This is a genomic window from Protofrankia symbiont of Coriaria ruscifolia (assembly GCF_900634745.1).
Lineage (GTDB): Bacteria > Actinomycetota > Actinomycetes > Frankiales > Frankiaceae > Protofrankia > Protofrankia californiensis.
This window is the reverse complement of the sequence record NZ_CAAAFR010000162.1, coordinates 1-26,866: the sequence shown is the minus strand read 5'-3', so window position 1 is coordinate 26,866 and position 26,866 is coordinate 1. Positions and strand designations below refer to the sequence as shown.

The following is a 26,866-nucleotide window of genomic DNA, read 5'->3' as shown; positions in this document are numbered from 1 at the left end:
TGTGGGACGTGGTATATGTGACCGCTGCGGCGGTCAGTACCGGTCCAACGTGTGCGCATAGGATACTGGTAGGCGTGCGGATCCGCCGCCCGGAAACCATTCCGAGAATATTCTCCGGTAGCGCTCCGGAATCACTGTCCCGAGCATCGGTGCATCGGCGGCTGAGGAGTATCCGAGTAGCAGGCGGATCAGGAGCCGGTCGTCGGAAATGAGTTCGCCGCGCGACAGTTCGGCCAACACCGCGTCGGCGTGGTCTGCCACAGCCGGTACCGCCGGCACGCCGCGCTTACCGCCGTTTCCCTCGCCGTGGTCGGCCGCGTCACCGCCATCCCTGCGTCGAAGTTCGGGCTGCAGCTTCGCCAGCAGTCCGGGCCGGTTCAGGATCGCGGCCATCATCCCGCCGGTAGGCGGGAACTCCTGCTCGTAGGTACAGCCCAGGTGACGCGCGAGACGCCCGACAAGGCTGTCCAGCGGTTCCCGCACCGTGAACTCACCGATACGCATCTGCCAGGCGGACCTGGCGATGTCGGAGAGCAGACGCCGGGCGGCACCCACGCTGTCGGCCGCCATCTCCTCGACGATAAGCGAGAAGCGGCTGTCACCGAAAGACCGGCCGCCACAATCGCGTATCCCGTGACCTTTCCATCGGATCCATCGGACTCCACGACAAGGACCTCCGACCCCGGCCGCCATGTTGTCCGGCGCACCAGGCGGTTCCAGCCCGCGGGACGCTCGTGGGTCCACGGCCGGCGGGCGTGCGTCGCGTTGTACAGACTCGCTATCGCCGGCAGGTCGTCGGTCGAGCCGGGCCGGGTGATTTCACCCGCCGACGGCACGGCGGTGGCCGCACGCTCGATGTCGCGAAGCCGCACCAGAAGGTGACCTTCGGCGACGGACGTGACGAAACCGAATTTCTCGTACACGCCCTGAATGCCGTCGGAGACGGTCGCGACATCCACTCTGCGCGACATTCCGTCCAGCGCCCGGCGGAGAAGTTTCCCCATGTTTCCCCGGCGGCGGAAACGCGGCTGGATCTCCACACCGCCGATACCCTCGGCGGCCACGGAGACGGCGCCGAACCGCCAGCGGAAGGAATGCACCTCGAGCTCGCCGACGGGTGTGTCCTCGTCGCCCACGAGCTGGCAGTAGCGCACCGGATGGCCGTCCGCCCCCGACTCGATCGTTTCCGTGTAGCGCAGGCCGGGTTCAACTGGGACGTCGACGACGGGCTGCACGTCCTGATCGGGTGTCCTGCCCGGCTGAGGTCCGGGAAGCCCGGGATCCCCCGGCTGCTGAGGGGTCTGCTGGTCGCCTGACGGTGGGATGTGCCCTGACGGTGGGATGTGCCCTGACGGCGGGATGTGTGTTGTCATTGGTCGGATACGCGTTGTCAGCTCAGTGTGGCGTACACGGTCTACCGCGCGTCACGCAGGTACGTGCCGAAGAAGGTCTCGATACGGGTCCAGGCGTCGGCGGCGGAGGCGGGTTCCGGGCCCGTCCGCGTGACCTTCAGCAGCGGCTGGAGCAGCTTCGGGCCGGCGGCCGTGTCGTTGAGGAACGAGTGCCCCGCCTCGGGGTAGCGCCTGACGTCGTGCGGGACGCCCGCTTCCTCCAGCGCGGCGACCAGCTTCGGTACGGTCCGCGCCGACGTCCGTTCCGGCCCCCGGCCGCCGTAGCTCGCGACGATCGGGCAGGCGTCGGTGACGGCCGCGGGCAGGTCCCTGGGCAGCGGGCCGTAGTTGTCGGCGGCGACGTCGAATCCACGGTTGGCGACGAGCAGCGCGAATCCGCCGCCCATGCAGAAGCCGATCACACCTACCTTGCCGGTGCAGTCCGGGTGCCGGGCCAGGTATGTCCGCGCGGCCTCGATGTCGTGCAGGGGGCGTCCCTGCCCGCGGCGCAGCGCGCGAAAGGTGCTGACGATGCACCGGCGCGGGCCGCCGTCGCTGAACAGGTCCGGTGCCAGGGTCAGATAACCTGCCCGTGCCAGCCGGTCGGCGTGCCGGCGGATCACGTCGTCCAGGCCCCACACCTCGTGGATCGCCACCACCCCCGGCCAGGGGCCTGGCCCGTCCGGACGGGCCAGGTACCCCGACAGCGTCGTCGAGCCGTCCGGAACCGGGCCCAGGTCGACAATGGTCACGGCGCTCCTCCGCAGGATCGATTCCACCGGCTCGACGCGCACAGCGCACAGGCATGCCATCACCGTCGGACAGGCAGGCAGCGCTGCCATCTTGTCCGGTCGCGATCTTGTTCGGTATGGCGTCCTCGTTCGGTGCGGCGTCCGCCTGGAATGATCTTTCTTTTCTCCGGGGGTCTTTCCCGGGGGAGCTATGCCTGGTCGGCGGCTCGCCGCAGCTCCGTAACATCGATCTTCTTCATCTGCAGCATCGCCCGCATGGCGCGCTGGGACCGCCCGGGGTCGGGATCGGTGAGCAGTTCGCGCAATGCGGTCGGGACGATCTGCCACGACAGCCCGTACCGGTCCTTGAGCCAGCCGCAGGGTCCTTCCTCCCCGCCGTCGGTCAGTCTGCTCCAGTACTCGTCGACCTCGGCCTGGGAAGTGCAGCTGACCTGGAACGAGATCGCCTCGGAGAAGGTGAACTCGGGCCCGCCGTTCAGGGCGACGTACTCCTGCCCGTCCAGCACGAAGGTGACGGTCATGACCATGCCCTCCGGGCGCGGTCCGCCCGGGCCGTAGTGGGTGACGTCCACGATCGTGGAACTGGGGAAGATCGAAGCGTAGAACTGGGCGGCCTCTTCCGCTTGCGTGTCGAACCACAGGCACGGCGTGGTCTTGGGCATCGTCCGCTCCTTGTCTCTCCTGCCATCTTGCTGGTCAGCCGTCAACCATCTCCCAGCCGTCAGCCATGTGCAGGCCGCGTATCGCAGGCACGCCGCAAGTCGGGGCGGCGTGCACCGTCCGCGGTGCGCAGCGCATGAATCTGCGAAAAGCAAGCTACTGCAAAGTTCTTGCAGAAGCGTATGTGTACCGCTTATCGTCGAACATCGGCCGACCAGTCCCAGCCGACCAGCCCGGCCGGATGGGGACGCCGGCGGGTTGCGACCGCAAGTGGAACATAATGATCGAAAGGGGACGCTGTGGCCGTCGACGCCGCCACCAGGCCCGGTACGGGGCTGTACGAGCGGGTCCGCCGGGCGCTCGGGCCGGGGGAGTGGGCGACGGTCGCCGGCATGGCCGCAGTGATCGTCGGGCTCCATGTGATCGGTTGGTTCACCCTGGTCGCGATCATTGCCCCGCACCACTACCGTTTCGGCGCCGACAGTCAGGTGTTCGGTGTCGGCCTGGGCCTGACCGCCTACACCCTCGGCCTGCGCCATGCGTTCGACGCCGACCACATCGCCGCGATCGACAACACCACCCGCAAGCTGATGACCGACGGTCAGCGGCCGCTGTCGGTCGGCTTCTTCTTCTCCCTCGGCCACTCCACGATCGTGTTCGCACTGGCGTTCCTGTTCAGCGTCGGTGTGCGCTCGCTGGCCGGGCAGGTTGCCGACGACGGCTCCACCCTGCACGACGTGACCGGCTGGATCGGCACCACCGTCTCCGGCGGCTTCCTCTACGCCATCGCCGTGATTAATCTGATCATCCTGATCGGCATCGTGAAGGTGTTCCGGGACATGCGTCGCGGCACCTACGACGAGGCCGGGCTGGAGGAGCAGTTGAACTCCCGGGGGCTGATGAACCGGTTCCTCGGCCGCTTCAGCAGGGCGATCACACGGCCATGGCAGATGTACCCGCTCGGCGTGCTGTTCGGGCTGGGCTTCGACACCGCCACCGAGGTCGCCCTGCTGTTCATCGCCACCGGCGCCGCCGGCGCGGGCCTGCCCTGGTACGCCATCCTGGTGCTGCCGGTGCTGTTCGCCGCCGGCATGAGCCTGCTGGACACCATCGACGGCTCGTTCATGAACTTCGCCTACGGCTGGGCGTTGTCCAAACCGGTCCGCAAGGTCTACTACAACATCACTATCACCGGGCTGTCAGTGGCGGTCGCGTTCATCATCGGCAGTATCGAGCTGCTCGGCATCCTCGCCGAGAAGGCGAACCTCACCGGCGGCTTCTGGGACTGGATCTCGAACCTGGACCTGAACGTCGTCGGCTACCTCATCGTCGGCCTGTTCGTCATCACCTGGGCCGCCGCCCTGCTGGTGTGGAAGTACGGGCGGATCGAGGAGAAATGGTCCGCCGGCATCCGCGAGGCCAGCCAGGTCGAACCCGCGGGCTGATCCCGCGGGCTGATCCCGCGGGCTGATCCCGCGGGCTGATCCCGCGGGCTGGCCGAAGGAACGCTCGCGGCCGACCGGCGGTCGGCCCGCAGCTGCAGCGGCTGCGTTCACATGCACGTCCATGATCTTCAGGACGCCGGCCGGGTAGCCGCGCGTCCTGTTTCGATCAAGAAAACCGTCGGCGTCGCAAATTGACCAGATCAAACAGTGTTTATTTCCGGACAGACGGATCTACGATCCCTTTCGTAGCGCGGCCCGGCAGTGAGGAAGAGCCCGAAGAGGGACGGTGAGGATATGTGTCGCAACATCACCGAGCTTCGGGGCCTCGAGCCACCGGCGACCGACGAGGAGATCGAGGCGGCCGCCCTCCAGTTCATCCGGAAGGTCAGCGGGTTGCGCCAGCCGCCACCGGCAGCCGGGGATGCGTTCGAGGCGGCTGTAACCGACGTGACCGCCGCGGTCCAGCGGCTGCTCGGCACGCTGCCGGCTCGCCGCCAGCCTCCGGCCACCGTTCCCCCGTTGCGGCGCCCGGGGATCCGCCGCGCCCGGCGCGGCGAACAGAAGGGCTTCGTCGCCACCGACTTCACCCGGCTGGTGACCGCCGCTCACCACCAGCTCAACGGGAAGATCATGGTGGTGTGGGACAACCTGCCCGGCCATCACGCCCACACGGCCATCACTACGCCGACATCGGCTCACCGATCAACGGCGCCATCGTCATGGGCGCTGGTACGGGCTCCATAGTGACGATCTTTGTCACAGGCAAGTACGTCGGCCGTGTGCCAGCCACGCGGAGCCGCTCGGGGTCCAGAGGCGCGTAGCGATCGACCCCACCGACGTCTCGCAGAAATCCAATCCCACCGCTAATTTCCGTACCGATCTTCTTTGGACTCCATGGAGTTCCAGACGATCGAGCGCACGTCGGGAGCATTTCAGCGGCCGGTGACCACCGAAGGTCCGATCTGGTCGTTACCTTGCTCTGGCGGGCGACCCGTCCTGGGCGGATGCTCGGATGAAAGAGGTAGTGTCTCGAAGGCTCGGGCTGTAGCCGTTCGAGGTGTCCACCGTCAGCGTGGGGACGTCCAGGGAGATCGGCACGAAGGAGTCGAGTGAGTGCTCTCCCGCGGCGATGGCTTCGAGCAGGTCGTGGTCGGCGTGCGCGGTCCTGTGGGCGCTGTCCTGCGCGCGGTGGGCGATGCGGTCGTGGGCGATGGCTGCGGGAGTGGTGCAGCGGATGACGCGGATCTGTGCGAAGTCGGTGAGTGGTTCCAGGTTCGGCCGCCACAGCCGATCCTGGAAGGCGGCCTCGGCGACGACCGTCACGCCGGCTTGGAGGAGCACTTTCAGCACGCCGAAGAACGCGTCCAGCGTCGGGTAGTTGAGGGGGTCGCCGCCGCCGCTCTGGTAGCCGGGGGTGGCCATGACCATGCCCTGTTTGATCTCGTCGCGGATGATCGCGGGGCACCCGAGTTCGTGGGCGAGTTCGTGGGCGAGGGTCGTCTTGCCGGTTCCGGGTCCGCCGCTCACGACGGCCAGCGTGGGGATAGATGTCACAGCGCGTTCTCGCAGTTCAGCATGGCGAAGTATCCGTTCATGGCGTTCGTTGGTCAGTTGGGGGCGAGTGCGGGCATGATGTTTTTGGCGAGCCGGAACGCGATGAATCCGGGCTTGCGGGACAGTTTTTGGCGTATTCGAGGGGATGCTGGTGGGCCATCCCTGGAGCGGGACGGTGTTCCACGAGGTGTTCGATGGCGAAGCCCGCAGCGGTGAACTCCTCGACCCATTGTTGGAGCGGCTGGCGCCAGTAGCGGTGCCGCATCCTGCAGGACCATGTCTGGGCGTGCTCCCGTCGATGCGGGCAACCGTCATGGCCGCCGTCCCCTCGACGCTCACCGGGTGAGAATTCCACCGTTCCTGCGCAAGTGTCAGCGAACAGGACGATTCCGCTCTCCGGATCGGCTTCTGTAGGAAGTCCGAGTGTGAAGGAAGCATGATTGCGCTGCCTTCGGTCCGGCCCGCCGGGCGGACATCGCTGGCGCATCGTCACAAGAAAGTCACAGCATGGCGTATGCTTCACAGCAAACGTGCCGTCCGGATCCGCGGAGGAGTGGCACCATGACAGCTGTGGCGGTAAGGCATGATCCGGTCTCCCACGAGCCGACCGGCGGGCCGTCGGGCCGGCCGCTGGACATCACCGGCCTGGCCGGCTGGCCCCTGCCGGTCAGCCGGATCGACTTCGACGAGGGCCTGGCGTTCCTGCACGCCCTCGACTCCGGCGGTTACACCGTCGACGACCTCGAGCACGCACCTCACGACCAGCGGCGCTGGGAACTCCTCGACGGCGTCGTCGTCGTGAGCCCTGCTCCCAGCTACCGCCACCAACGGGTCGTGCTCAATCTCGGGATGACCCTCCGCATGAGTGAAGTCGGCCCGGCACGGACTCTGATCGCACCGTTCGACGTGCCCGTGTCGGTGAACAAGAAGTTCCAGCCGGACGTCCTCGTCCTGTCCGACCAGGAGGCGACCCCGCCCGTCCTCGCGGTCGAGGTCCTGTCCCGGTACGGCCGCACGTACGACACGCAGAAGAAGCGCACCGCCTACCAGGACGCCGGTATCCGTTCCTACTGGGTCGTCGACCCGGAGGTCCCGTCGGTGACCGTCCACCTGCTCGGCCGTCACGGCGTCTACGAGATCGCCGCCACCGTCCGCGGCGACGACCGCTGCGAGATCGCTGAACCCTTCCCCGTCACCTTGCGCCCCACCGACCTACTGGCCTGAGAAGTGACCCCATGGCCAGGGTTTGGACTCGTCAGGGAGCAATCGTGCGATCAGCTTCTATCGTCGACAATCCAGAGAACGAGGTGCATCGGTGATGGCTCTGCACGGTCAGGCGAGCGGCGAACGTGCGGAGGAGACGGTCGACGTCCGGCCGCAGTCGGTCCGTCCGGGCGAGGAGGTCGTGGTTCCGCGGTTCCGGATGCCGCAGGCGTCGATCGCGCCGGAGAGCGCCTACCAGATCGTGCACGACGAGCTGATGCTCGACGGTAACGCCCGGCTGAACCTGGCCACGTTCGTGACCACCTGGATGGACCCGTACGCGGACCGGTTGATGGGTGAGTGCGCCGCCAAGAACATGATCGACAAGGATGAGTATCCGCAGACGGCGGAGCTGGAGTCGCGGTGCGTCAGCATCCTCGCCGACCTGTGGCACGCTCCCGACGCCGCGAACGCGGTCGGCTGCTCGACAACGGGCTCGTCGGAGGCGTGCATGCTCGCCGGGCTCGCGCTGACCCGCCGCTGGCGGGCCCGCCGCCGGTCGGCCGGCCTGCCGGCGGACCGGCCGAACATCGTCATGGGCGCCAACGTGCAGGTGTGCTGGGAGAAGTTCGCCCGCTACTGGGACGTCGAGGCGCGGCTGGTGCCGCTCGCGCCGGGACGCACCCACCTGACCGCGGACGAGGCGGTGGCGCGTTGTGACGGGAACACGGTCGGGGTGGTCGCGATCCTCGGATCGACGTTCGACGGCAGCTACGAGCCGGTGGCCGAGATCGCCGCCGCGCTCGACCGCCTCGCGGCCGACGGTGGTCCGGACGTGCCGGTGCACGTCGACGCCGCCTCCGGCGGGTTCGTCGCCCCGTTCTGCGACCCGGACCTGGTCTGGGACTTCGCGTTGGGGCGGGTGGCGTCCATCAACGCCTCCGGCCACAAGTACGGGCTGGTCTACCCGGGAGTCGGCTGGGTGCTGTGGCGGGACGCGTCGGCGTTGCCGTCCGAACTGGTCTTCGAGGTGGACTACCTGGGCGGCACCATGCCGACCTTCGCGTTGAACTTCTCCCGTCCGGGCGCTCAGGTGGTCGCGCAGTACTACACGCTGCTGCAACTGGGTCGGGAAGGCTACCGGCGGGTGGTGCAGACCTGCCGGGACAACGCCTGTTGGCTCGCCGACGAGGTGGCGAAGCTGGGGCCGTTCGAGCTGGTCTCGGATGGACGCGGCGTCCCGGCGTTCGCGTTCGCGTTGCGGGAGGAGATCAGCGGATACACGGTCTTCGACATCTCCGAGCTGCTGCGTACCCGTGGCTGGCTGGTCCCCGCCTATCGGTTCCCACCGGCGTTGGAGGAGCTGGCGGTGCTGAGGGTGGTCGTGCGCAACGGTTTCAGTCGTGACCTGGCCGGCCTGCTGGTCGCGGATCTGCGCCGGGTGATGAGCCGGCTGTCCGGCCCGCGCGGGCGCCCATGGCCGGACGAGAACGGCGTGGTCGGTTTCCATCACTGACCTTCCGGCCTTTGGCCGGCTGGACGTAACGATGAGTAAGATTAGTATCCCGACTCACGACTGTCGGCCAAGTTATGATAATGGAAGCGGCTGCCCGCCATGTGGCGTGGAGAGGTCCCGCGCGGAGGCGTTAAGGTCTTCGTCGAGGCCGTACGGCGCGAAAGGGGACCAATGTCCAAGGCTGATTCCTTCGTCCACCTTCACGTGCACACCGAGTACTCGATGTTGGACGGTGCGGCGAAGGTCGGCCTGCTGTTCGCCGAAGCGGCCCGTCTGGGCATGCCCGCGGTGGGGATGACCGACCACGGCAACATGTTCGGTTCCTATGAGTTCCACCAGGCCGCAAAGAAAGCCGGCGTCAAACCGATCATCGGCATAGAAGCCTACATTGCACCGGAAGCCCGCCACCACAAGAAACCCGTCTTCTGGGGTGATGGTGCGCAGCGCGACGCCGACCCGGACGGCGAGGGCGGCGACGTCTCGGGGAGTGGCGCCTACACCCACATGACAATGCTGGCGGCCGACTCGACAGGTCTGCGTAACTTGTTCCGGCTGAGCAGTATCGCCTCGCTCGACGGCTATTATCGTAAGCCCCGGATGGACCAGGAGCTGATCGCCGAGCATGCCGAGGGCATCATTGCCACGACCGGCTGCCCGTCCGGCGTGGTCCAGACCCGGCTACGGCTCAACCAGTTCGACAAGGCGCTCCAGGCTGCGGCCACCTATCAGGACATCTTCGGTCCGGACAACTACTTCCTGGAGCTGATGGACCACGGGCTCGCGATCGAGCGGAAGGTCCGGGACGGGCTGCTCGATATTTCCCGCCGGCTCAATCTGCGGCCCCTGGCCACAAACGACAGCCACTACGTCACCAAGGACCAGGCCGAGTCGCACAGCGCCCTGCTGTGCGTCGGCACCGGAAAGCGGCTCGACGACCCGAAGCGATTCAAGTTCGACGGCGACGGCTACTATTTGAAGAGCGCCGACGAGATGCGTGTCCTGTGGGACGACCAGGTTCCCGGCGCATGCGACAGCTCGCTGCTGATCGCCGAACGGGTCCAGCCGTACGACGACGTCTTCGCATATGTCGACCGTATGCCCCGTTTCCCCGTTCCGGAGGGGGAGGACCAGCTTTCGTGGCTGCGTAAGGAGGTGGCCCGCGGGGTCGAGCACCGGTTCGGCGCGAACCCGCCACAAGAGGTTCTCGACCGAGTCGAGTACGAGATCGGTGTCATCGCCAACATGGGTTTCCCGGCCTACTTCCTTGTCGTCGCCGACATTTGCCGGTACGCCCGGGAAAAGGGTATTAGGGTCGGCCCGGGACGTGGTTCGGCAACCGGTTCAATGGTCTCCTACGTCCTCGGCGTCACCGAACTCGACCCGATCGAGCACCGGCTGATTTTCGAGCGGTTCCTGAACCCCGAACGCGTCACGCCGCCGGACATCGACCTCGACTTCGACGAACGTCGCCGCGGCGACATGATCCGCTATGTCACCGAGCGGTACGGCGAGGACCGGGTGTGTCAGATCCTCACCTTCGGAACAATCAAAGCAAAAGCTGCGGTCAAGGACTCATGCCGCGTGCTGGGCTACCCCTACGCCCTCGGCGACAAAATCACGAAGGCGATGCCCCCGGACGTGTTCGGCAAGGGTATTCCGCTGTCCGGCATCCTCGACCCCGACCACGAGCGGTACAGCGAAGCCGCCGAGGTGCGCGGCCTCTACGAAACCGATCAGGACGTCCGCAAGATCGTCGACACCGCGCGGGGGCTGGAAGGTCTCACCCGCGGAACCGGGGTGCACGCGGCCGGGGTGATCCTGTGCGCCGAGCCGCTCCTGGACGTCCTGCCGATCCACCGGCGGGACGCAGACGGCGCCATCATCACAGGTTTTCCATTCCCCCAGTGCGAGGACATGGGCCTGTTGAAGATGGACTTCCTCGGCCTGCGGAACCTCACCGTGATCGACGATGCGATTGTCAACGTGCGGAAGAACCGTGGCATCGACATCGACCTGCAGAAGCTTCCGCTTTTGGACACCCCGACCTTCCAGTTGATGGCCCGCGGGGACACCCTCGGTGTCTTCCAGCTCGACGGTGGTCCCATGCGCAGCCTGTTGCGTCTCATGGCCCCGACAAAGTTCGAGGACATCGCCGCCGTCCTCGCGTTGTACCGGCCGGGGCCGATGGCCGCCAACTCCCACATCGAGTACGCCGACCGTAAGAACGGCCGCAAGCCCATCGCCCCTATCCACGCCGATCTCGCGGATCCGCTGGAAGAAATCCTCGGCGAGACCTACCACCTGGTGGTGTACCAGGAGCAGGTCATGACCATTGCGCGGGAGCTCGCCGGCTACAGCCTGGGCAAGGCCGACCTGCTGCGCCGCGCCATGGGCAAGAAGAAGAAGGAGGTCCTGGATGCCAACCACGCGGAGTTCATGGCCGGCATGGCGGAAAAGGACTACTCCACCGAAGCCTCCCAGGCGCTGTGGGACGTGCTGGTTCCCTTCTCCGGATACGGATTCAACAAGTCCCACACGGCCGGCTACGGCGTCGTCTCGTTCTGGACCGCCTACCTGAAGGCGAACTTCCCGGCCGAGTACATGGCGGCGCTGCTGACATCGGTCGGGGACGACAAGGACAAGATGGCCGTGTATCTCGCCGAGTGCCGCAAAATGGGTATCCGGGTGCTGCCGCCCGACGTGAACGAGTCGACGCTCTACTTTACCCCGGTGGGCGGCGACATCCGCTTCGGTCTCGGTGCGATCCGCAACGTGGGAACAAACGTCGTCGCCTCGATCGCCGTCACCCGCGAGCAGAAAGGTGCTTACGGGTCGTTCCCCGATTTCCTGGAGAAGGTTGAGATCGGCGTCTGCAACAAACGCGTCGTCGACTCCCTGATCAAGGCGGGTGCGTTCGACTCCCTCGGCCACAACCGCCGCGCACTGGCGCAGGTCCACGAGTCCGCGATCGACGCTGTCGTCGGCACGAAACGCAACGAGGCTTTCGGTCAGTTCGATCTTTTCGGCGGAGACAACAGCGACGAGCAGGGTGAATCGATCAAGATCGGGCTCGGTCTGGATCTGAGCGCCGCCGAATGGCCGCGGCCGGAACTTCTCGCACAGGAACGCGAGATGCTCGGCCTGTACGTGTCCAGCCATCCGCTGGAGGGCACCCAGCGGATTCTGGACCGCAACCGGGACACGAGAATTATCGACCTTCTCGACAGCGGCCGTAGCGAGGGCGATGTACAGATCGCCGGTGTGATCGCAAAGATCGATCGGCGGGTCAACAAGAACAACGGCAACCTCTGGGCCATCGTCACCATCGAGGACCTGGACGCGGCAGTCGAAGTTCTCTTCTTCCCGAAAAGCTACGAGGTATATGCTGATCAGCTCACGCCTGACACCGTGGTCTCCGTACGGGGACGCGTCAACGAACGCGACGGATCCGTCAGTATCTTCGCCCACGAGCTGACAGCCCTCGACGTGAGCGTGAATCCGGACGCCGGACCGCCCGTGCTGATTTCCCTACCCACTCACAAGGTGACTCCGGGCCTCATTGACGAACTGCGTCTGATCCTCACCACCCATCCTGGGAGCACCCCCGTACACATACGGCTGGAAAGCCCCCGCCGCACTCACCTCCTGCTGCGTCTGGGACCCGAGGTCGACGCGTCCTCCGCCTTCTGGGGCGACCTCAAGAGCCTGCTTGGCACGAAGGCCGTCGCCTCATGACCGCCCGCGACAGGTCGATGCCGAGTTCGGCCATGACCGTGACGACCGCCGAGCGAGCGTAGTCGCTGGCGCAGGCGGTGGCGTCGGTGCGAGCCGAAGGTCTCGCCGCGGGCGCCGACGCCGAGGCGATCACTGAGCGGTGGGTGCGTGGCGAGATCAGTACGGTGCGGATGCGCGAGCTGATTCGGCAGCTGTATGCGTCGTGACCGTTGATCCGTACGTCGACGCTCACAGCGGTGTGCTGCGTAACCGACTCGGCATCGCTGATCCTTGGCGTCTGCGGGAGGTGGAGGCGGGTTTGACGCTGGCGGCGTTGGCCGATCTTGGTATCCGGATCCTGTCGGGTGGGTACGACCTGGATCATCTGCGGTCATTCCATCGGGAGATCTTCGGCGATATCTATCCGTGGGCCGGTGAAATCAGAGTGGTGGGTATCGCCGAGTCCGACCCGTTCTGCCTGCCGCAACACATAGAGACGTACTCTGCCGAGGTGTTCGGAGCCTTGGCGAAGGAGCGGTACCTACGTGGACTGTCGCGAGAAGACTTCCGCGAGCGGCTGACGTACTACTTCGCCGAGGTCAACGCGATCCACCCGTTCCGCGAGGGCAACGGCCGTACCCAGCGCGCCTTTTTTCGCCAGCTCAGCCGCGAGGCCGGCTGGCCGATCGACTGATCCGATCTGGACCAGAACGAGAACACAAGAGGCGGATCAGCGCGGCGGCGACATCCTGAAGCTGTTCTACCGACTCTGGCTGTACCGCGGGCCCGATCGTGCCAGACCCCTGACGGTCGACGGGAGCATGCGACAGCGGTCAGGGACCAACACCAGATCCGTTCCCCAGAGCGAGGAGTATACTTCGACGAAGTACGCTCCTCGCTCCTGGAGTCATTAATGATCAAGCCGGACCGCATCTTTGATCGTGACTTCGAGTGGCGGCATCTGGCGGCCTTTGCCGCACGCGATGGAGGACAGCCGCGACTGGGAGTGGTCAGCGGGCGGCGCCGCCAGGGGAAGACCTTCCTGGCCGAGGCATTGGCCCGGGAGACGGGAGGAATGTACTTCGGGGCGACCCAGGCGACGGAGGCGGAGTCGCTCCACCTCTTCACCGAGGCCCTCGCCGATTATCTGGAAGCGCCCGTGCCACCTCGTTTCGTGAGTTGGGACGAAGCGGTCACCTACCTGTTCTCAGTGGCCGGGACCAGGCCTGGACCAGTCGTCATCGACGAGTTCCCCTATCTGAGCGCGGTGTCGCCGGCGCTTCCATCGATTCTTCAGCGGGAGATCGACCGGGCGGTCGCGCGAGCGAACAGCATCTGCCTACTACTGTGCGGCTCGGCCATGTCGGTGATGGGAAAAATCCTGGCCGGCAATGCTCCGCTTCGGGCGAGAGCCAGTCTTGAGCTGGTGGTACGCCCGTTCGACTACCCTTTGGCCGCGCGTTTCTGGAACATCGACGACCCCGGGCTGGCCGTCCGGCACCACGCGGTCGTCGGCGGCACGCCGGCCTATCGCAGGTTCGTCAACGGCGACTCCCCCGAGAACCCGGACGACTTCAACGACTGGGTGCTGCGAACGGTGCTCAACCCGGCGACCCCCCTGTTCCGGGAAGCCCGCTACCTCCTCGAGGAGGAGGCTGACGTCCGAGATACGGCCTTGTACCATTCGGTCCTCGCGGCGGTGGCCGGCGGCAACAACACCCGGGGCGGAATCGCCGGCTACATCGGACGCAAGGCCGCGGACATCGGCCATCACCTCAACGTGCTCGAGGACTGTGGACTGCTCCGCCGGGAACCCGACCTGTTCCGCCAGAGCCGTTCGGTCTACCGGATCGCCGAACCACTGATCGTCTTTTACCAGGTGGTCATGCGCCCCCGATGGGGGCTGTTGGAGAGCGGCCGTGCGGCAAACGTCTGGCTGGATGCCAGGCCCCGGTTCTCCGCTCAGGTCGTCGGGCCGCACTTCGAACAAATCTGCCGCGAGTTCGCGGTCGCGGCACCGTCCGACACGTTCGGCGGCCTGCCTGCGGAGGTCGGAGCCGGGGTCGTCGCGGACCCGGCACGTAAGAGCCAGATAGAAGTCGATGTCGCCGTGCTCGCACCGGCGGAGCCGGGCGAACCTCGCCGCGTGTTGTCCCTGGGTGAGGCGAAGTGGGGCGAGGTCATGGGCATCCGGCATGTCGAACGCCTCCGCCGAGCCCGCGACCTGTTGGCGGGCAAGGGATTCGACACCCGAGAGACGGTGATCGCCTGCTACAGTGGCGCCGGTTTCGATCATGATCTACAGACCTCGGCCAATGGTGACCGAGTGTTGACTGTTGGCCTGCCCGAACTCTATGGGTGGAACGCGTAGGTTGGTTCCGTCGTCCCAGCGCCTGTCTCTACCTACAGGTCCGCATCCGAGGCCGACCCGCCAGTCGAGGAGATTGCACCCGTGCTGACCCTGGACCAAGGCAGCGAGCTTTCCTACCGCGACCGGGTTCGTGGCTGCCTTCTCGGCGGGGCGCTGGGGGACGCGCTCGGGGCCGGTATCGAATTCCTGTCATTGGACGAGATCCGGCGCGTCCACGGGCCGGCCGGGGTGACGAGTCTGACCTCTGCCTACGGAGTACACGCGCCGATCACCGACGACACACAGATGACGCTGTTCACGGCCGATGGTCTCATCCGGGCGTCGGTACGCAGCCGCTCCAGGGGAATCTGCCATCCGCCGTCGGTGGTGTGGCGGGCGTACCTGCGCTGGCTGGCGACGCAGGAGCAGGCTGGGCCGCCGGTGGATCCGGACGGATGGCTTGCCGCCCAGCCATTGCTCTACGCGCAACGTGCCCCCGGCAACGCGTGCCTCTCCGGTCTGCGGCGGCCCGAGATGGGAACCCCCGAACATCCCGCGAACCCGACCAGCAAGGGGTGTGGTGCGGTGATGCGTTCGGCGCCGTTCGGGCTCCTATTACAGGGGCCGGAAGCCGCGTGGGCGCTCGCCGCCGAATGCGCCGTGCTCACCCACGGACACCCTTCCGGCTACCTCGCCGCGGCGGCATTCGCCTGGATCATCAACGCGGTGGTGAACGGTCACACCGTTATCGAGGCAGCGGAGTCGGCACTTGGCCGCCTTTCGTCCGAACGGGAGGGTAGCGAGGTCGTGGCCACTCTGCAGGCCGCCCTTGGCGCGGCGGCGGACGGCGTGCCGACCCCCGAACGGGTGGAGTCCCTCGGTGCCGGGTGGGTGGCCGAGGAGGCACTGGCCATCGCGGTCTACTGCGCCGCGGCAGCACCGCAGGACCCGCGGGCGGCGCTGCTCGCGGCGGTGAACCATTCCGGGGACAGTGACTCCACGGGCGCGATCTGCGGGAACCTTGTCGGTGTTTCGCTGGGTGAGAATGCTTTGCCCGCCGACTGGGTCAAGGATCTCGAAGGCTACGACCTCGTCGGCCAGGTTGCCGACGACCTGGTGAAGGAGATCGCCTGTACCGCGGAGATCTCTGACGACTTTGGTGCGGCTCCTGCCGAGTGGTTCACTCGCTACCCGGGATCCTGACCCGACCGCTTCATCCGATTCGCCCCTGTCACCGCCGACAACAGATTATACTGAGGTCAGTTACTTTCGGTTAAGAAGCGGCGGACATCAAGAGACGGAGGCGAACCGATGACGGACGGTATGCCGCATGGCACTGCCCATCGGACGCTCGATGAGCTCGCCGAGGAACAAGGTGTCACTCCACTGACAAGCCTGGATGAGTTGGCACTGTCCGAGCCGTTGTCCGCCGAAGAGTATGAGGAATTCCTCGCCGCGGCGATGTCGGCGCGCGGGCACCAGCGGCGGGCGTGAAATTTCGATCTGACATTGATCAAATCGTGTGGCATTGAGGCGGATTGGCCGGAGCGAGAGGAAGAGTTCTGACGATTCGTCAGCCTCATCACAGAACGATTATTTAGGCGACAAGGAGCCAGGCAAGGGTAGTACAGATCGCGAGGGCGAGCAGCACCGCTGTCCTGAGGCTGCGGATGGTGACTTCGCGAGGGGCGCCTTCGAGTAATGGCTGTTGAGTCACATCACGAGCAGGAATGCGCAGCGCCTGTCCGGCCGTGTGGAAGGGCGAAACGGTGTTACGCGGATTTGCCACTGCCCGTAGGTCGCGCCATTTGTTAGGGTCATGGTTCCCACAGCCGACGAACCAGCCCTTTACAGTCGCCTCACATTCCACGCCATTAGTACGATAGGCGCCGCAGCGTGTCGGCCAGAGGAATCCCAGGCAGAAAGCGATCCATGCGACAGCCAGCGGCACCGCGATCCACAGGCCGCTGGAAGCGAGCCATACGCCGATAACCAGGGATACGGCGAACGAGATTCGGTAGGCATTCTTGAGATCCCGGCGGTTCATCGGCCGTCCAGAACGCCGTCTCATCCCGGTCGTGCGACGGGTTCGCGTCTGTGACCGGCGTGATCGCGGCCGACCTCGTCGTTTTGGGGCTGCCATGCCGCTCCCATCGTTGCGCCACCGGATGGCAGTGAACCTTCTCGACGACCCGGAGGCGGGCGAGATCGCGGATATTCATTTGTCTCCGTAACCAAATGGTCGATATGGGATGTTTACGCTGATGTTTGTAGCTGTCAACGGGTCGCTAAGGGTATATACAGGCACGAGTAGATATTACTTTGAGTAAAATTATTGATTCGTACTGTCATAGTCGGGTACGGTTTGGTGATCGTGAGTCGACGCTGCTCCGCTGACACTGGGGACGCTCATGGCGCTGGAGTGGATCGAGCAGGTCACTGACGCAGTGAAGACGCTGGTTCCCCGGGAGCGCGCAGCACGTTCACGGCCACGTCCCCTGGGCCAGGCACGCAAGGTGGCCGCCGGAGTGTATGCCGTGTCCACCGCGCGGGAGCAGATCTCGGTCGATTCGATGGTCGAGCTCCACCTTGCTGACCGGAGCTCCAATGGGCCCGATCGGGCAACTTACCGGGTGATCGCGGTCGAGGAAGGGCACGGCGAGTTGCGGGTCCACGTCGGTCCGCATGCTCCGGAGGGTGGGCTGTGGCTGTGGGGCACCGGACGCGCCGCGGGGGCGCTCGAACGCAGTCTGCTCGAAGCATGGCAGGGCCTGACCGACCCCGGCCTGGCCGCACGGCTGGTGGATGGCCGGTTGGATCCGGTGCCCGCGATGGTGCCCGAAGCCGGGGCCCTGCACGGCGATCAAGCCCGTGCCCACTATGCCTGTACCACCCCGGGTGTGCGGCTGGTCTGGGGACCACCGGGCACCGGCAAGACGACGGTTCTCGCCCGGGCCATCGATGATCTACTCGCCAGGGGGAAGCGGATCCTGCTGGTCTCCGCTACCAACATCGCGGTCGACAACGCCCTGTCAGCTGTCGTACAGATGCGCCGCCCTCCAGCCGGAGAGCTGGTGCGGGTCGGCGCACCCGCCCTCACGCAGATTGCCCAGGATGACCGTGTTGCGCTTCCACGGCTGGTACAAGCGCGCCTGCGGACGCTGACCGAGCAGCGGGACGATGTTGGGCGGCAGCTCTTGGAGCTGGCAACTTCGCCCGAGATACGGCGGCTCGGCGAACTGGACCGCCGTCTCGACGGCTTCGACGCCGCTGGCTACCGGGCTGCCTACACGCGCGTCCAACGAGACCGTCACGTCGAAGCGCTCACCGCCGACCTCTCGCGCGCCGAACACCGGTACGGAGACGTCGAGCAGGCCCGCGACAGCCGTCGGTCCGCCTACCACAACGCGGCTTCCGAGCTTGCCGCGATCAGTACGGCACGCGCCGAACTTGCCTCGGCCAGCCGGCTTCGCGCCGAATCCGACCGGCTCGATGCCCTGGCCGCAGCAGCCGCGGGCGAGGTGCTGTCCGCCGAGCAGCGGCTACGGAAAGCCCGACAGGAACGCGAGGCCGTTCCAGGCGGTTCCCCGCGCACCTGGCTGCAGTACCGCGCGGAACGGTCACGCCTTGACAAAGCCGTATCCGCCCGGCAGGCGGACGTCGCTCCCGTGGTCGCCGCCAGGGACGAAGCCCAACGTCTGGCCGAACAGCACCGCACACTCGCCACACCGCTGATCACCGAGCATGAGCAGGCCGCCGCACCGGTCACGGCCGAGGAGGTTACTCGCCGGGAAAAGGCCGTCGGCGCAGCGCGGAACGTGGTCGGCGAAGCGGACGGGGTACTCAGATCGTCCGGGCAGAAGGTCGCTCGCATCCGGGCTGCGTTGGACGAGGCGATCGCGAATTCGGGCGCGACGGATGAGGACCGGACAACCGTCGACGACGCCGACCGCGCCGGCCTTCCCCCGCTCGCGGCTGAGCGGGACCGCCTGGCCCAGGAAGCCGCACCGCTGCTCACCCGCCGGCAGACGTTGGAACAGCACTACGAGAAGCTCCTTGCGGACATCGACCGGGCGCGGGCCGGCGCCGAGCCAACGATTATCAGTCAGGCGCGTCTGGTCGCGGCGACACTCACCCGTTTCCGGCTCGATGCGACCGTCTACGGCACGCCGTACGACGCTGTGTTCGTCGACGAGGCAGCGGCTGCGCAGCTACCGGAAGTTCTCCTCGCCGCCGCAAAAGCCAGACAGACCGTCGTTCTGCTTGGCGACTTCTGTCAACTCGGGCCGGTGCGCGACGAGAGGAAGATCCACCCTGCCGGCCCGCACGCACGCTGGCTTCTGCGAAACTGCTTCGACCTGGTCGGGGTTACGACCCCTGCAGACGCGCTGGCCCGGGAGGGTTGCGTGACCTTGCGGGTCACCCGACGGTTCGGACCGCACGTGGTGACGTTGGCCAACCGGATCGCCTATGGCGGGTTACTCACAGCACCGCCGGCCGACCGGCCCCCGAGTGCCGACGACCCGCAGATCGTCCTGTTGGACACGGACGGACTCGGCGACCTCGGCCGGGTGCGAGCCCCGGCCGCGGACGGCGGACGGTGGTGGCTGGCCGGCAGCGTGCTCTCCCGCGCACTGGCCGAACATCATCGCGAGCAGGGCGAGAGCGTCGGAATCATCACGCCGTACAGGGCCCAGTCACTCGCCACGATCGACCATCTCGACGACCTCGGGTCCCTGGGCGGTGATCCGCCAGTCGAAGGTGGGACGGCCCACACCTTCCAGGGCCGGGAGTTCGACATAGTCGTCGCGGACCTGGTCGAGGATGGCGAGGTTCCCGGTTGGTCAGCGAAGGCGTCGATGCGGTCGGCGTCATCCTTCGAACGCAACGGCGCACGACTCATCAACGTCATGGTCACCCGTGCGCGCCACCGTGTGTACCTGTTGACGAGCGGACATGCTGTGCGTTCAGCCCGGCCCGACTCCACGTTCAGCCAGCTCGCGGCATTGGTCGACGAGGGCGCCATCCGCGTGGTCCGGGCAGCTGATCTGCTCGGATTGCCGGCAGGCGAACTGAACGAGAAATGGACACCAGACCCGCTGCTTGGTGAGTTGTGGGAAGCGTTTGCCGGCCATGTTGTTGCCGAAGCGGTCTTTGACGAATTCGGCTATATCCCCGCGGTATTAGAGGCGATCACTCGCGCCACGTCGTCTGTCTGGCTCTGGTCGCCATGGTTCGGTGCCAGGCAGGACGAAATCCTGCCCACACTCGCGCTGGCGCGGGACAGAGGCGTCGAGATCACCGTTTTTATCGTCGACGACTCCGACAGTGTAGTCCGTAGCCAGCGGACACGTGGGCCGGATCTGGACCGCCGGCTGGCGGAACTACGTGGTGTCGCGACACGTCTCACCCGGGTACGGCAGATGCATCAGAAGATCGTTATCATCGATCGCGAGGTCATGTTCCTGGGAAGCTACAACACTCTTTCCAGCCGCGACCGGCGGGAAATCATGGTGCGTTACCGGGGACGGCGTTTTGCCGAACAGTTGCTCCAGCATGAGCGCGCCGAGGAGCTTGCCCGACCGCCATCGTGCGAGCAGCATGTCACTGTAATGGAGGCCCGGCGCTCCTCGTCAGCGAAGAAGGGCTTCCCGTGGAGCTGGGCCTGTCCGACGAAAGGTTGTCCAGAGCGGCGGCTCCTCGGCCCGGCGGCCACCAGCTCCGACCGCCGAAACAGCCCCCGCAGACCGGCAGCGTCCGCCGAGACCGGAACGGGCCGACCCTCTTCCTGAACCATTGATTCGACCACTGGCATCCGTCTCTGCACGGGCCCGGACGAAACGCTTCGGAGCGGGTCGTAGTCTCCTTTTCATGACCGAACTGGGGGATACGACGGTCCTGGCTCCGCCGGACCCGGCGCGGGTCCGCGACGAGCTGCACCAGCTTGTCCTCGCCGACCTGCTCGGGCCGCTCGCTGGCGACGAGGAGAAATTCGACGAGGACCCGGTGGACCGGTACCTGCTGGGCCGGCTTGCCCCGAGCGGAACGGTACTTGATCCGTCCGAGCAGGACGTCATCGCCGATGTCGAGGTATCCGACGACCCGTCCGAAGCCGGCGAGCCCGTCGCGCCGAACGTGCCGAGTCTCGCGCCGTCCTCGCTCGGGCTGACCTGCCGGGTCGACGGGTCGGTGAGCGCCCTGACCGTCCGCGCGTCGTGGGCCCGCTACAATCGGGTTCCCGCCGGCGACGCTTCCGGGCTGGTGTGGTCGCGGGTCCCGCTCTCGGGAGCCGTTCCGCTCACGCTCGTCGACGGGCTTCTCGGCCCGGTCAGGATCCGCCCCGACCAGCCGCAGGTCGTGCTCCGGGGGAGGGCACGGCGCTACCAGGGCGACTGGCTCGTCTCCCTCTTCCTCCTCAACGCGCAGCCCCGGCCACCGGTGAGATCCGCGTCCGCATGGCTCTTCCAGGTCGAACTGGCCCTGGTTGGTCCCGGCGGGAGGGACGACTCGGCCGCGGTGTTCCTGCCACGGCCGGAGTCCGACGGCGGTGGTGACCCGTCCGACCGGGCCGAACAGCGCCGGCTGGCCATGGGGTACCGCTACCGCCCCGAGTTCGCCGTCGGGCACGCCACCGGCGTCCTCGCCGACCGGGCTCCCGGCGACCCGATGCGTGCCGTCACCGTCCGTACCACCGTTGTCCCGTCCCACGAGGTGCCCGCCACCGACGTCCCGAACGCCGACGACGACCCCGACCTGCCGGAACTCGCCGGGCTCGTCACCGACATGCGGCGGCTGGCCGAAACTCGCCGACGGCGCCCCGGAGCGGCTCACCGCCGCGCTGGCGCCGCTGGTCGACGGCTACCGGGCGTGGATCGCCCGCCGGGAGGCCGCGGTCGACGACCCGGCGAGCCACCTGGGGCCCTACCGGCTGGATGCGGCGGACGCGCTCGGCAAGGCCCGCGACGCCGCCGACCGGATCTCCGCCGGTATCTCCCGGCTCGCCACCGACCCGGTGGCCCGTGCCGCGTTCGGTTTCGCCAACCGTGCAATGCACCTCCAGCGTGTCCACACCAAGGCCGCCGCGGGCCGCCACAATGCGGCCGACCGCCTGCTCGACGACGTCCTCTCCGAGGTCGACGTCCCGGCGAACCGGAGCTGGCGGCCGTTCCAGCTCGCGTTCATCCTGCTGTGCCTGCCGGCGCTCGCCGACCCTGATCATCCCGAACGCTCCGACGACCGCCGGAGCGCCGTCGCGGACCTGCTGTGGTTCCCGACCGGTGGTGGTAAGACCAAGGTGTATCTCGGGCTGACCGCGTTCACCCTCGCCGTCTGCCGTCTTGCGCCCGCATCCGGCGGGCTCGACCCCACGGCCGGCGTTGCCGTACTCATGCGCTACACACTGCGGCTGCTGACCATCCAGCAGTTCCAGCGGGCTACGGCGCTGATCTGCGCCTGCGAGACCCTGCGGCAGGCCGGCCCTTCCCGCTGGGGCGCCACCCCCTTCCGTATCGGCCTGTGGGTCGGCGGCCGGGTCACCCCGAACCGCACCGACGGCGCCGAAGTCTGGCTGTCCGAACGCCGACGGGGTACCGGCCTGCGGGCAGGAGGCGGGGGCTCCTCGCACCAGCTCACGTCCTGACCGTGGTGTGGGACGACCGTCGAGCCCGGCCGTGACATCACCGTCGACCCGGTCGCCCGGCGCACCATGATCATCTGCCCTGACCTCGATTGCGCGTTCGGCGCCGTTGCCGGCGACGGCGAGGGGCTGCCGGTCGTCGTCGTCGACGAGGAGATCTACCGGCTACTCCCATCGATGATCATCGGGACGGTGGACAAGTTCGCCCAGCTCCCCTGGAAGGGGGAGACGCTCGCCCTGTTCGGGCGGGTCAGCCGGCGCTGCGAGCGGCACGGGTACGTCACCGACGACCTCGCCGAGACCGACTGGGAGAACACCTCCCACCCGGCGGACCGCAAGACCGGCGCCCCCGCTGCCAGGACCGTAGGGGTGACCGCTCTTCGCCCACCAGATCTGATTATCCAGGACGAGCTGCACCTGATCTCCGGACCGCTCGGGTCGCTCACCGGGCTGTACAAGACCGCGGTCGACCGGCTGGCCACCTGGGAGAACGGTTCCGGTCGCCAGGACCGCCCGAAGGTCATCGCCTCGACCGCGACGGTCCGCCGTGCCCCCCGCCAGATCGAGGCGCTCTTCTACCGCCGTACCGAGGGGTTCCCGCCGTCCGGGCTCGACGCCGACGACAGCTTCTTCGCCCGGGCGCGGCCCACCCGCGATGCGCCGAACGCCCGGCCGGGCCGCCGCTACGTCGGCATCTGCGCCCACGGGACCCGCATCCGCTCCACCCGGTTGACCCGTGCCCAGGAGCGGGGTCTGGCGCGCCGGTACGACCCACTGGTCACCGAGCTGACGTCCCGGCTGTCGTCCGGGGACATTCCCGCGGTACTCGACCAGCTTGCGGTCCCGTTCACGGCCAGCCGGGGGAAAGGCGACCGGCGGCCGATCGACGTCCTGCTCGCCACCAACATGATCTCGGTCGGGGTGGACGTGTCCCGGCTCGGGATCATGGTCGTCGCCGGGCAGCCCAAGTCCACCGCCGAGTACATCCAGGCCACCAGCCGGGTCGGTCGCAACGACCCGAGGCTCGTCTTCACGGTCTTCAACTGGGCCAGAGCCCGCGACCTGTCGCACTACGAGACGTTCGATCACTTCCACGCCACGTTCTACCGTCAGATCGAGGCATTGTCGGTCACCCCGTTCGCGGACCGCGCCGTCGACCGCGGCCTCACCGGCGTGCTCGTCGCGCTGCTGCGCAACCTTGAACCCGCCTACAACGCCAACCTGCGTGCCCAGGACGTCGACCGGCATTCCCAGCTCGCCGACCACGTCGTCCGTTTCCTCAAACGGCGGGCCGCCGACGTCGCCGGTGAGAACCGTATGGGTGATCATGTGGAGCGTGCGCTCGACGAACGGCTCGGCCTGTGGGCGCGGGAACGGGCCCAGCCCGCCCGCCAGCTGGCCTACGAGCAGCCGGCGCACAGCGACAACATCGCCGGTCTCCTGCGCCGCCCCGACGACGGCCCCTGGCGGATGATGACCTGCCCCACGTCGCTGCGGGACGTCGAGCCCGGTATCCGGCTGCTGCTGCGACGTGAAGGGGACGACCCGATCGAGGAGCCGCCCTTCACCACCCGCAACGGCAGGGTTCCCCGCGGCAAAGGGAGCTGGCTCGGTCAGGTCGTGCTCGTCCCCCGGCTGCGTGAGGTCGCCGCGCTGTACGGCTTCACCCGCATCGATGCGCCCGAATGGGAGGTGGTCACGACCGACGAACGGCAGCGGGTACCACTGCGCGGTGAGCCGCCGAGCTGGGTGCCATGCGCCGAGATGCGCGGCGAGGGCCTGTTCCTGCGACTGACCGAAGAGCAGGTGGCCGCGTGGGAGGCCAGAGCACCTGTTGTCGACCGTGCAAGGCGCCTGTTCGCAGCGCATGCCGCATGGCGGGCGCAACACAAACTCCCACCCGACCAGTGGCCCGGCATCAGGTACGTCCTGCTGCACACCTTCGCTCACGTGCTGATCCGCCAGTTTGCGCTCGAATGCGGTTACAACGCTGCCGGCATCGCGGAACACGTCTACGCCAGGGCCGCCGCGGACGGCCGGGATGCGATGGCCGGGGTGTTGCTCTACACCGCCGCGCCCGACAGCGAGGGCACCCTCGGCGGTCTTGTCTCGCTCGGTGACCGCGACCGGTTGGGCGCGCTGGTGGACCAGGCGCTGGAGACGGCACGGCTGTGCAGCTCCGACCCACTCTGCGCCGAGCACGACCCGCGGACACATGGCCGGCTTTCCGCCGCGGCCTGCCACGCATGCCTGTTCGCGGCGGAAACGTCCTGCGAACGTGGCAACCATTATCTGGACCGTGCCCTGCTGGTCGACACGATCGACGGCAGCGGAGCCGGCTTCTTCGCCGCATGAGCGGGCCGGCGGTCCGGTCGGGGCGTCCCGCTCTGCACGCCAAGCTCGTCGTCGCCGACGAACAGGCGGCCATGCCCGGCAGCACCGCCCTGACGCGCCCGGTGACAGGCATTCTCGAACCCGTCGCACCGACCGTTACCTGACCCGCTACGGAGCGCCTCTTCATGCCCTCGCTCGGATTCGCCCCCAGTTTCTTCACCCACTATCCGGATCTTCCCAAGGATGTCCAGAAGAAGATTCCCGGCCTGATGGCGAAGTTCGAGGCGAGTACCCTCGCCGGAATCCATCTCGAGAAGCCGAAGACGATCGCCGACCCGCGTGCACGCACGATCAGAATCAACAACTTCTGGCGGGGCGTCGTGATGGCGCCGACCGACGGGGACACCTACGTGCTCTTCGACGTCCTCCCGCACGACGACGCCTACACCTGGTGCGAGTGCCACACATTCGTCATGAACACGGCCACCAACGCCGTCGAGGTGGTGGACGTCGGCGCGGTGCGGGCCGTCAAGGATGCGCTCGCCGGAAGCGATGGAGGGCCTGGCTCGCCGGAGACTGGCGCGGCGCTGTTCGCTGCTTTCAGCGATCTCGACATCCTCTCTCTCGGTGTCGATGCAGAACATCTCGAGAGCATCCGGCAGATCCGCTTCGAGGCCGACCTCACCGCGTTGGCGGGCGTGCTTGCGGCCAGCCAGGCGGACGCGCTGCAGATGCTCGCCGCCGGCTACTCCGTCCGCGAGGCCCGGGCCGAACTCGGGATCGTCGGGACGGCCCGTCGCGAGGCGATGTCCGGCGTGCAGGCGTTGCTGGCTTCGCCGTCGGTCTTCTTCCCTCGTGGGGCTTCCGAGCTCCAGGAGGCCCTCAACCGTCCACTGGATCTGTGGAGGATCTTCCTTCACCCTTCCCAGCGGCGGATCGCCTACCGGGAGACCTACAGCGGGCCGGTGCGGGTCACCGGCGGCGCGGGTACCGGGAAGACCGTGGTGGCCGTGCACCGGGCGTACTACCTGGCAGGCCGGCTTCCCGCCGGCTCGACGCGGCCGGTCCTTGTCACGACGTTCGTCCGCACACTCGCGGACAACCTGCGATCAAGCCTGGGGTCGCTCGCGGGTTCGCACGGCTACGGCAATATCGAGGTCACCACCGTCGCGATCGGTGTTGCCGCCCGCATGAAGAAGTCGGTGCTCGCGGCGATCAGCACCCTGCGTGACGCGGGTCTCGACGCCTGTGACCTGGAACGCAAATCCCGTGGCGGGGTCGAGGTCGGCACCATGCACCGCATGAAGGGGCTGGAGTACCGCGCGATGGCGGTCATCGACGTCTCCGCGGCATCCGTGCCCCTGCGCTGGGCTGTCACACCGGTGGATGCGGATCCGAAGGCACACGAGCAGGACACCTTGCGTGAGCGATGCCTGCTGTACGTCGCCTGTACCCGGGCTCGTGAACTGCTCACGGTCTCCTGGTCGGGCCACGCGAGCCCTTTCCTCAGCCCGTTTCTGTCGTGAGGCCCCCGTCCTGTCGTGACCGTGAAAATTCAAGGCGAACAACGATAGTTATCCGGTCGTCGAGGCGGAGCCTGGCAAACTCGGTGAGATATCAGGCGGCTCGATCCGCCCGGAGGAAACGGTTCGCGCGTGGACCGCCAGCGCTTGATGGGACGTCCGTCGTTGCTGCCCGTCAGGACGCTACGGCGACCAGCGTCCGATGGTGTTTCGGGGCCTCGATCTCGTCGATCAGCGCGACCGCGAGGTCGGCGTAGGAGAATGGCGCCGCGTCCTCGTCGGTGGGCAACACCTGCTCGCCGCCGATCCGGTACCGGCCGGTCCGTGTCGCTTCGCTGTCGAGGACGGTCGGCGGTGGCGCCACCATCAGCCAGTCGATCCCGGTGTCCGCCGTGCGCAGCACGTCGAGTTCCTCCGCGTGCCCCAACGAGAACGTGCGCCACTGCGCCGGGAAACCGGGAGCGTCATGAACCAGCACCCCGGGCGCGGTCTCCAATATGGTGCCGATGCCGATCACCAGCAGCCGGCCGACGCCGGCCTGGGCCAGGCCTTCGAGCAGGGCATGTGCCGCGCCCACGAAGAACGCCTGCGATGGCACGTCCATCCGGGCCGCGGCGTTGATCGCGACGTCGTGCCCGGCGGCGACCGTGGCCACGCTGCCGGCCTGGGTGACATCGCCTGCGACCAGCGTCACCCCGTCACCGGCCAGTTCCCGGTACCTGGCCGGATCACGCACGACCGCAGTGACCTGATGGCCCCGGGCAACCGCCTCGGCGACCGCACGTCGG

At 67.2% G+C, this 26,866-nt stretch carries 21 protein-coding genes and 2 pseudogenes; 16 read left to right on the top strand and 7 right to left on the bottom strand.

Going from position 1 to position 26,866, the window contains the following annotated elements:
* Positions 1-33: 33 nt before the first annotated feature.
* The 4 genes and pseudogenes from CV1CTNOD_RS26910 to CV1CTNOD_RS17925 form a co-directional block, all read right to left on the bottom strand.
* Complete coding sequence (locus tag CV1CTNOD_RS26910) at positions 34-570, bottom strand: hypothetical protein (RefSeq protein ID WP_242606801.1); 537 nt, start codon at positions 568-570, stop codon at positions 34-36.
* A 392-nt stretch (positions 571-962) separates the two neighbouring features.
* Positions 963-1,373 (bottom strand): annotated as a pseudogene (locus CV1CTNOD_RS26905) (GNAT family N-acetyltransferase); the annotation flags it as partial.
* Between the two features lie 41 nt (positions 1,374-1,414).
* Entirely contained in the window at positions 1,415-2,203 is a 789-nt protein-coding gene (locus tag CV1CTNOD_RS17930; RefSeq protein WP_131787207.1) for a dienelactone hydrolase family protein, read from the bottom strand.
* Positions 2,204-2,331: 128 nt separating this feature from the next.
* Entirely contained in the window at positions 2,332-2,805 is a 474-nt protein-coding gene (locus CV1CTNOD_RS17925) for a VOC family protein (protein ID WP_131787186.1), read from the bottom strand.
* Between the two features lie 390 nt (positions 2,806-3,195).
* Between CV1CTNOD_RS17925 and CV1CTNOD_RS17920 the strand changes: the two genes are divergently transcribed.
* Positions 3,196-4,248, top strand: coding sequence for a HoxN/HupN/NixA family nickel/cobalt transporter (locus tag CV1CTNOD_RS17920; protein ID WP_131787206.1), 1,053 nt, complete (start codon positions 3,196-3,198; stop codon positions 4,246-4,248).
* Between the two features lie 294 nt (positions 4,249-4,542).
* Positions 4,543-4,803, top strand: a pseudogene (locus CV1CTNOD_RS25825) (DUF2277 domain-containing protein); the annotation flags it as partial.
* Between the two features lie 414 nt (positions 4,804-5,217).
* Here the strand turns inward: CV1CTNOD_RS25825 and CV1CTNOD_RS17910 are convergent.
* Positions 5,218-5,802: an AAA family ATPase gene (locus CV1CTNOD_RS17910; RefSeq protein WP_131787184.1), complete on the bottom strand. Its 585-nt coding sequence runs from the start codon at positions 5,800-5,802 to the stop codon at positions 5,218-5,220.
* Between the two features lie 151 nt (positions 5,803-5,953).
* On the opposite strand from CV1CTNOD_RS17910, the gene CV1CTNOD_RS26895 reads away from it, so the two are divergent.
* The 9 genes from CV1CTNOD_RS26895 to CV1CTNOD_RS17870 all read left to right on the top strand — a co-directional run bounded on the left by CV1CTNOD_RS26895 (position 5,954) and on the right by CV1CTNOD_RS17870 (position 16,079).
* Complete coding sequence (locus CV1CTNOD_RS26895) at positions 5,954-6,148, top strand: hypothetical protein (protein WP_165485602.1); 195 nt, start codon at positions 5,954-5,956, stop codon at positions 6,146-6,148.
* 215 nt (positions 6,149-6,363) lie between these two features.
* Positions 6,364-7,026 carry a Uma2 family endonuclease gene (locus tag CV1CTNOD_RS17900; protein ID WP_165485601.1) on the top strand — a complete coding sequence of 221 codons (663 nt, stop codon included), beginning with the start codon at positions 6,364-6,366 and terminating at the stop codon, positions 7,024-7,026.
* 94 nt (positions 7,027-7,120) lie between these two features.
* Positions 7,121-8,521 carry a glutamate decarboxylase gene (locus tag CV1CTNOD_RS17895; protein WP_131787205.1) on the top strand — a complete coding sequence of 467 codons (1,401 nt, stop codon included), beginning with the start codon at positions 7,121-7,123 and terminating at the stop codon, positions 8,519-8,521.
* Between the two features lie 171 nt (positions 8,522-8,692).
* Entirely contained in the window at positions 8,693-12,256 is a 3,564-nt protein-coding gene (dnaE, locus tag CV1CTNOD_RS17890; RefSeq protein WP_131787182.1) for a DNA polymerase III subunit alpha, read from the top strand.
* 77 nt (positions 12,257-12,333) lie between these two features.
* Positions 12,334-12,462: an antitoxin VbhA family protein gene (locus CV1CTNOD_RS24950; protein WP_278043933.1), complete on the top strand. Its 129-nt coding sequence runs from the start codon at positions 12,334-12,336 to the stop codon at positions 12,460-12,462.
* Positions 12,459-12,929, top strand: coding sequence for a Fic/DOC family protein (locus tag CV1CTNOD_RS17885; RefSeq protein ID WP_165485599.1), 471 nt, complete (start codon positions 12,459-12,461; stop codon positions 12,927-12,929). Before CV1CTNOD_RS24950 ends, CV1CTNOD_RS17885 begins: the two co-directional genes overlap by 4 nt.
* Positions 12,930-13,148: 219 nt before the next feature.
* Entirely contained in the window at positions 13,149-14,606 is a 1,458-nt protein-coding gene (locus CV1CTNOD_RS17880) for an AAA family ATPase (protein ID WP_131787180.1), read from the top strand.
* 81 nt (positions 14,607-14,687) lie between these two features.
* Entirely contained in the window at positions 14,688-15,788 is a 1,101-nt protein-coding gene (locus CV1CTNOD_RS17875) for an ADP-ribosylglycohydrolase family protein (RefSeq protein WP_242606787.1), read from the top strand.
* 108 nt (positions 15,789-15,896) lie between these two features.
* Positions 15,897-16,079, top strand: a complete 183-nt coding sequence (locus tag CV1CTNOD_RS17870; RefSeq protein WP_131787178.1) for a hypothetical protein — start codon at positions 15,897-15,899, stop codon at positions 16,077-16,079.
* A gap of 103 nt (positions 16,080-16,182) precedes the next feature.
* Here CV1CTNOD_RS17870 and CV1CTNOD_RS17865 read toward each other — a convergent pair whose 3' ends face one another.
* Positions 16,183-16,632 (bottom strand): hypothetical protein, encoded by a 450-nt coding sequence (locus CV1CTNOD_RS17865; RefSeq protein ID WP_131787177.1) that lies wholly within the window; start codon positions 16,630-16,632, stop codon positions 16,183-16,185.
* A 364-nt stretch (positions 16,633-16,996) separates the two neighbouring features.
* Here CV1CTNOD_RS17865 and CV1CTNOD_RS17860 point away from each other — a divergent pair, with 364 nt between their 5' ends.
* The 5 genes from CV1CTNOD_RS17860 (at position 16,997) to CV1CTNOD_RS17850 (ending at position 26,081) form a co-directional block, all read left to right on the top strand.
* Positions 16,997-20,377 carry an AAA domain-containing protein gene (locus CV1CTNOD_RS17860; RefSeq protein ID WP_131787176.1) on the top strand — a complete coding sequence of 1,127 codons (3,381 nt, stop codon included), beginning with the start codon at positions 16,997-16,999 and terminating at the stop codon, positions 20,375-20,377.
* A 758-nt stretch (positions 20,378-21,135) separates the two neighbouring features.
* Complete coding sequence (locus CV1CTNOD_RS24945) at positions 21,136-22,224, top strand: hypothetical protein (protein ID WP_207386523.1); 1,089 nt, start codon at positions 21,136-21,138, stop codon at positions 22,222-22,224.
* Between the two features lie 66 nt (positions 22,225-22,290).
* Complete coding sequence (gene drmB, locus CV1CTNOD_RS24940; protein ID WP_207386522.1) at positions 22,291-24,576, top strand: DrmB family protein; 2,286 nt, start codon at positions 22,291-22,293, stop codon at positions 24,574-24,576.
* Positions 24,573-24,719 (top strand): hypothetical protein, encoded by a 147-nt coding sequence (locus CV1CTNOD_RS24935; protein WP_165485597.1) that lies wholly within the window; start codon positions 24,573-24,575, stop codon positions 24,717-24,719. Before drmB ends, CV1CTNOD_RS24935 begins: the two co-directional genes overlap by 4 nt.
* 21 nt (positions 24,720-24,740) lie before the next feature.
* Positions 24,741-26,081 carry a 3'-5' exonuclease gene (locus CV1CTNOD_RS17850; protein WP_131787175.1) on the top strand — a complete coding sequence of 447 codons (1,341 nt, stop codon included), beginning with the start codon at positions 24,741-24,743 and terminating at the stop codon, positions 26,079-26,081.
* A 172-nt stretch (positions 26,082-26,253) separates the two neighbouring features.
* On the opposite strand, the gene CV1CTNOD_RS17845 is transcribed toward CV1CTNOD_RS17850, so the two are convergent.
* Positions 26,254-26,866 (bottom strand): NAD(P)-dependent oxidoreductase (locus tag CV1CTNOD_RS17845; RefSeq protein ID WP_131787174.1); only part of this gene is annotated, 613 nt, incomplete at its 5' end.